Source organism: Phreatobacter sp., from assembly GCF_022843985.1.
Lineage (GTDB): Bacteria > Pseudomonadota > Alphaproteobacteria > Rhizobiales > Phreatobacteraceae > Phreatobacter.
Genome location: NZ_JALHMP010000018.1, coordinates 89,738 through 95,737 on the forward strand (window position 1 = coordinate 89,738; position 6,000 = coordinate 95,737).

7 protein-coding genes are annotated in these 6,000 nt (G+C 68.8%); 5 read left to right on the forward strand and 2 right to left on the reverse strand.

The genetic code is table 11. The annotated features are described in order from the left end of the window. Window positions 1-96: 96 nt before the first annotated feature. From proS to sugE, 3 genes are all read left to right on the forward strand, one after another. Window positions 97-1,422 carry a proline--tRNA ligase gene (proS, locus tag Q0C57_RS13755; RefSeq protein WP_296576997.1) on the forward strand — a complete coding sequence of 442 codons (1,326 nt, stop codon included), beginning with the start codon at window positions 97-99 and terminating at the stop codon, window positions 1,420-1,422. Further along, window positions 1,415-1,858 (forward strand): GNAT family N-acetyltransferase, encoded by a 444-nt coding sequence (locus tag Q0C57_RS13760; RefSeq protein WP_296576998.1) that lies wholly within the window; start codon window positions 1,415-1,417, stop codon window positions 1,856-1,858. Before proS ends, Q0C57_RS13760 begins: the two co-directional genes overlap by 8 nt. A 130-nt stretch (window positions 1,859-1,988) precedes the next feature. After that, window positions 1,989-2,309 carry a quaternary ammonium compound efflux SMR transporter SugE gene (gene sugE / locus Q0C57_RS13765; protein WP_296576999.1) on the forward strand — a complete coding sequence of 107 codons (321 nt, stop codon included), beginning with the start codon at window positions 1,989-1,991 and terminating at the stop codon, window positions 2,307-2,309. Window positions 2,310-2,808: 499 nt separating this feature from the next. On the opposite strand, the gene Q0C57_RS13770 is transcribed toward sugE, so the two are convergent. Further along, the gene (locus tag Q0C57_RS13770; protein WP_296577000.1) at window positions 2,809-3,912 is read right to left on the reverse strand and encodes a galactose oxidase; all 1,104 of its coding nucleotides are present in this window, start codon (window positions 3,910-3,912) and stop codon (window positions 2,809-2,811) included. Between the two features lie 142 nt (window positions 3,913-4,054). On the opposite strand from Q0C57_RS13770, the gene Q0C57_RS13775 reads away from it, so the two are divergent. Beyond that, a complete protein-coding gene (locus Q0C57_RS13775; protein WP_296577001.1) occupies window positions 4,055-4,807 on the forward strand; it encodes a VWA domain-containing protein in 753 nt (250 codons plus the stop codon). A gap of 9 nt (window positions 4,808-4,816) precedes the next feature. Further along, window positions 4,817-5,536: a DnaJ domain-containing protein gene (locus Q0C57_RS13780; RefSeq protein ID WP_296577002.1), complete on the forward strand. Its 720-nt coding sequence runs from the start codon at window positions 4,817-4,819 to the stop codon at window positions 5,534-5,536. A gap of 30 nt (window positions 5,537-5,566) precedes the next feature. Here Q0C57_RS13780 and Q0C57_RS13785 read toward each other — a convergent pair. After that, on the reverse strand, window positions 5,567-6,000 hold a 434-nt coding region (locus tag Q0C57_RS13785; protein WP_296577003.1), incomplete at its 5' end, for an SPOR domain-containing protein.

Consider the following 6,000-nt stretch of genomic DNA (forward strand, 5'->3'; position numbering starts at 1 on the left):
CGGCCTTTCATCTTGCTTCCGCCGGCAAAAGAGGGTCAATTCCGCCTCCCGCGCCCCGTTCGCGGCCGCCACCGCCATGCCTTGCCGAGGTCTTCGATGCGTCTGTCCCGCTATTTCCTGCCGATCCTGCGCGAGACGCCGAAGGAAGCCGAGATCGTCTCCCACCGCCTGATGCTGCGCGCCGGCATGGTCCGCCAGGAAAGTGCCGGCATCTATGCCTGGCTGCCGCTCGGCCTGAGGGTGCTGAACAAGGTGCAGGCCGTCGTGCGCGAGGAGCAGAACCGCTCGGGTGCCGTCGAACTGCTGATGCCGACCATCCAGTCCGCCGACCTGTGGCGCGAGAGCGGGCGCTACGACGCCTATGGCAAGGAAATGCTGCGCATCCGCGACCGGCACGACCGCGAGATGCTGTTCGGGCCGACCAACGAGGAGATGATCACCGAGATCTTCCGCGCCTATGTGAAGAGCTACAAGGACCTGCCGCTGAACCTCTACCACCTGCAGTGGAAGTTCCGCGACGAGGTGCGGCCGCGCTTCGGCACCATGCGCTCGCGCGAATTCCTGATGAAGGACGCCTATTCCTTCGATCTCGACAAGGACGCTGCGGTCCACGCCTACAACAAGATGTTCCTCGCCTATCTCAGGACCTTCGCGCGCTTTGGCCTGAAGTCGATCCCGATGCGCGCCGATACCGGCCCGATCGGCGGCGATCTCTCCCACGAGTTCATCATCCTCGCCGAGACCGGCGAGAGCCAGGTCTATTGCCACAAGGACTATCTCGACTTCACCGTGCCGCCGGCCGACACCGATTTTGACGATGTGGCGGGCGTGAAGGCGACGGTGGCGAAATGGACCTCGCTCTATGCCGCCACCGACGAGATGCATGACGCCGCCGCCTATGACGCCGTTCCCGCGGCCTCACGGGTCTCGGCGCGCGGCATCGAGGTCGGTCACATCTTCTATTTCGGCACCAAATATTCCGATCCGATGGGTGCCACCGTGCAGGGGCCGGACGGCAAGCCGGTGCCGGTCCATATGGGCTCCTACGGCATCGGCCCGACGCGCGTCGTCGCCGCCATCATCGAGGCCTGCCATGACGAGGCGGGTATCAAGTGGCCGGTGGCGGTGGCCCCCTTCACCGTGGCGGTGATGAACCTGAAACAGGGCGACAGCGCCTGCGACGCCGCCTGCGAAGAGCTCTATCGCACCCTGACAGCCAAGGGCGTCGATGTGCTCTATGACGACCGCGAGGACCGGCCGGGCGCGAAATTCGCCACCGCCGATCTGATCGGCATCCCCTACCAGGTGATGATCGGCCCGCGGGGCCTCGCCGAGGGCAAGGTGGAGATGAAGCTGCGCGCCACCGGCGAGCGCGAGATGCTGACGGCGCCCGACGTGGTCGCGCGCGTCACCGGTGGCTGAGGACCAGACCCTGGAGCGAATCGAGATTCGCGCCGTCGGGCCTGCCGACCGCGCGCTGTTCAAGCGCGTGGCGCCGGAGGTCTTCGACGGCGCGGTGGTGCCCGAGCGGCTCGCCGCCTATCTCAATGCCGCCGACCATCTCATGGTGCTGGCGCTGCGGGACGGCGAGGTGGTCGGGCAGGTGGCCGCGGTGATCCACCGCCATCCCGACATGCCTGACGAACTCTATATCGACAATCTCGGCGTGACGCCGGCGCTGCAGCGCCAGGGCATCGGACGGCAGCTAATGGGCGAAATCTTTGCGCTGGGCCGGGCGCGCGGCTGCGAGGAGGCCTGGGTCGCCACCGAGGTCGACAACCGGCCGGCACGGGCGCTCTACACCCGTCTCGGACCGGTCGAGGACGAGCCGGTCACCTTCTATCTCTACGAGCTCTGAGAGCCGCAGCGCCACCCGCCGGGGGTCTGTGCCTTGGCCGCCACGTGCTTGCGCCTATCGCGAAGGGGGCGGGGTCCCGCCGCCGTCGTGATGCGCCCCTTCGGACGACCCCGCACCGAAGGAGGCCGCCTTGGCCTGGATCGATCTGCTGTTCGCCGGCCTGTTCGCGATCAGCTGGGCAGTTGGCCTCAAGTTCACCGCCGGGTTCACCCGGCCGGTCCCGACCGTCCTGACCGTCGCCAGCATGGCGGTTAGCGTGTTCCTGCTCGGTTTCGCCCTGAAGACGCTGTCGCTCGGTACCGCCTATGCCATCTGGACCGGTGTCGGGACGGTGGGGACGGTGGTGCTCGGCATCCTCCTGTTCGGCGAGAGCACCCACGCGCTGCGCCTCGCCTGTATCGGCCTCTTCGTCCTCGGCATTGTCGGCCTGAAGGTGGTTTCGCCGGAATGACGAGTCGGAAGAATGGGTTGCGGCGGGGTGCTGGGAGATCGATTCCAGCCGTTGAGAGAATGATTCAAGTGGGCGGAGGCTGAGAGTCCGAGTCCGGAAGCGTGGGCAAGTGCCTGTCAGTCTTCGTCATCGCGCCGTTCCCACGGTGCCCTGCATTCCGGAACTGCGTCCTTCGAGGCTCGCTCGCTCCGCTCTCTCGCGCCTCAGGATGAGAATGGTGGTGGGTTGCAGGTTGGTCGCTGGAGGTGGGACGGTGGCGCTTCAGCAGGCCAGGATGCAACTCTCTCGCACCTCGGGATGAGGGTGGTGGTGCCTTCCACGGTGGTCGCTGGAGGCGGGACGGTCGCGCTTCAGCCAAGCGGATGCAACTCTCAACCCCCCTCATCCTGAGGCGCGAGAGAGCGGAGCGAGCAAGCCTCGAAGGACGCACTCCGGCAGTGCAGGGCACTCGATCCGACGTCCCCAGCCGTCACCGCGACCAGCCCCGGCTTCAGCCCCCTCAGCCCAGCGTGAAGGCCTCGTGGATGGCGCTCTTGACGCCACCACCCATTTGCGGGCCGCCGCCGGCAACGTAGATGGCATCGCCGATCGCCACCGCGCCCATGCCGTGCCGCGGGGTCAGCATCGGCGCATAGGCATCCCAGCGGTCGGCGACGGGATCATAGGCCTCGTTCTGGCCGTAGACGCGGTTCCAGCCTTCGCCGCCCATGCAGAAGATCCTGCCCTGGAACAGCACGGCGCCATGGCCGGAGCGCGGCGTCGGCATGTGGTTGCGGGCCGTCCATTTGTCTTCCCGGGGGTCATAGACGTGGTGGAGGACGGAATTGGTGTGGAAGCTGTCGACCCGCCCGCCGATCAGGTGGATGCGGCCGTCGATCGCGACGATGCCGACATGGTCGCGGCCAAGCGGCATCGGGGCGAGGCGTGTCCAGCGGTCCTCTCCGGGATCGTAGACCAGGTGCCAGTCGATCGACTTGCGGTTGGCGAAGCTGTTGCCGATGGCGCCGCCGATGGCGTGGATGCGCTCGTCGATATTGATGCAGGCGATGGCGCCGCAGGCCTCGGGCAGGGGACGGATGGCGGCCCAGCGGTCGCCGTCGGCGCCCCAGACGAAGCACTCGGCATGGGGCGTACGATTCTGCTCGATGAAGCCGCCGATGGCGTAGAGCTTCGCCCCGGAGACTGCGACACCGACATGGTTGGCACCGCGCGGCACCTCCGCAGCAGCAATCCACGTGTCAGTCACGGGGTCGTAGACATGGTGATAGGGGCGGTCGACGCGCTGTTCGGCATAGCCGCCGACCAGGTGCATGCGCCCCTCGCGGCCGACCGCCCAGGCCATCTCGGTGCGCGGGACCGGCAGCGGTGCCCGTGCCCGCCAGCGCCCGGGATTGGCGGCCATGGGCACCGGGCTCGTCACATAGGCCTGGGAATGGTGGATGTCGGGGATGTCGACGCGGCCCGGCGCGTTGAGCCGTTCGAACTGGCCCTCGCGATGGGGATGATGGGGACCGTGCCCGGCATGGGGGTTCTGCGCCAGGGCGGCGCCGGAGACGACGGCGAGGCCGCCGGTCAGCATGAGGCGACGGGAAGGGGCGTTCATCGCGATCACCGGGTTCGAGGACCAGAGCGAGAAGGCTAGCGCGGCTCCCGGCAGGCGCAATCGCCGGCGGTGGCCTAGACCGTCGCGGCGGGGCGGCACGATCGCGGCTTGCATTCGACGCCGCCTTCGCCAAATTCAGCCGATGACGCAGAAGAATCCTCTCGCGCCGGGGCAGACCGGTACCACCACTCCCGGCCGCACCGGCGCCGGTGGGGTATCCGTCTCGGGCGCGGCCGATATCTCGGCCTTCCTGAAGACGGCCGCTGCCGTTGGCCCGCCGAAAGTGCCGGGTGAACGCGGCCGGCTTGTCTTCGCCCTCGACGCGACGGCGAGCCGCGAGCCGACCTGGGGCATGGCGCAAGAAATCCAGGGCCAGATGTTCACGGAGGCCGCTCGGGTCGGCACGCTGGACATCCAGCTCGTCTTCTTCCGGGGCATCGGCGAATGCCGCTCCTCGGGCTGGGTCGCGGATGCGGCCAGGCTGAAGGCGCTGATGGCCAAGGTTTCCTGCATCGGCGGCCAGACACAGATCGGCCGCGTCCTCGCCCATGCGGCGGAGGAGGCCGCCGAGCGGCGCATCCATGCGGTCGTCTATGTCGGCGACGCCATGGAGGAGAGCCTCGATGACCTCTGCGCCAAGGCCGGCCGGCTCGCCATGGCCAATGTGCCGGTCTTCCTGTTCCTGGAAGGCGGCGATCCCGTCGCCGAGCGCGCCTATCGCGAAATCGCGCGGCTGACGCGGGGCGCCTTCGCCCGGTTCGACCCGGGTGCGGGGGCCCAGTTGGCAGAGCTGCTGCGGGCTGTCGCCGCCTTCGCCTCCGGTGGCCGGCTGGCGCTGGCCGATGCGGCCAAAGGCTCGCGCGGCGCGCAGCTCCTCCTCGGCCAGATGCGCTAGAGCTGATCCATGACCTATTTCATCGCGGGCCTGATCGCGCTCATCGTCTTTTCCGGCTTCCTCAACCAGATCCTGGGAGCCAATCCCAAATGGCTGTCCGGCACCGTGAAGAAGGCCGGCGGCATCGCCGTCATCGCCTTCGGTATCTTCCTGCTGGCGCGCGGGCGCTGGGAGATGGCGATGCCGGCCTTCCTGGCAGGCGCGGCCCTGCTCGGCATCGTGCCGGGCCAGGCGGCGCTGTCGGGCTGGGGTCAGGCGGGCAACAAGACGCCGCGGCAGAACTCGACGGTGCGTTCGCGCTTCGTCGAGATGGTTCTGGACATCGATACGGGCGAGATGAGCGGCCGCTTCATCGCCGGCTCGCTGGCCGGCCAGACCCTGGAGCAGATCCCGCTCCCCCGGCTGATCGAGGCCTTTGCCGAGATCGACGGGGAAAGCGCGCAGCTACTCGAGGCTTATCTTGACCGCCGGGAGCCCGCCTGGCGTGAAAACGCTCATGGCGATGCGGGTGCGCGGCAGCGCGGCGCGCCGGGCTCGAGCGCGATGACGGAGGAGGAGGCCTACCAGATCCTTGGCCTTCAGCCCGGGGCGGACGAGCAGGCCATCCGCGGCGCGCATCGCGCGCTGATGAAGAAGCTGCACCCCGACCAGGGCGGGTCGACGTGGCTCGCTTCGCGGGTCAACCAGGCCAAGGACACCCTCTTGGACCGTCATGGCCGGAACTCCTGAAACGCGTGTCATCGGATTGGGATCGCTGGCTCAGTTGCGGACGGGGATGCAGTCGAAGTCGCGGGACTTGAGGGCCCGGCAGGCGGCATCGGCGCCGGAACGGTCGAAGCCGGCGAAGCGGGCGCGCACCAGCGTCATGCCGCGGGCCTCGACCCTCTCGGTGTAGGGATCGGCGGCGCCGAGCTGACGGCCGGAGGCTTCGCGGGCCTCCTTCAGGGTCTCGAGCGCGGCGGTCTCGGTGGGATAGGCGCCGAGCTGGATCGACCATTCGCCGCGGCGCGTCGGGGGGGGCTCGGTGACGGGGGCTGAGCCGGCGGCGGCCATCTGCACCGGGCGCGGGGAGACGGAAGCGGTGGTCAGCTGCGAGGCATGGAGCGTGCCGAGGACGCCGGGACGCGGATTGGGATTGCCGGACGCGGCGGGGGCGGCGGGCGCGGCGGGCGCGACGGCCGGCCGCGAGGCGG

Coding starts and splice junctions, on each gene's coding strand:
- proS (WP_296576997.1), top strand. CDS start 97: ATGCGTCTGTCCCGCTATTTCCTGCCGATCCTGCGCGAGACGCCGAAG.
- Q0C57_RS13770 (WP_296577000.1), bottom strand. CDS start 3,912: ATGAACGCCCCTTCCCGTCGCCTCATGCTGACCGGCGGCCTCGCCGTC.
- Q0C57_RS13775 (WP_296577001.1), top strand. CDS start 4,055: ATGACGCAGAAGAATCCTCTCGCGCCGGGGCAGACCGGTACCACCACT.
- Q0C57_RS13780 (WP_296577002.1), top strand. CDS start 4,817: ATGACCTATTTCATCGCGGGCCTGATCGCGCTCATCGTCTTTTCCGGC.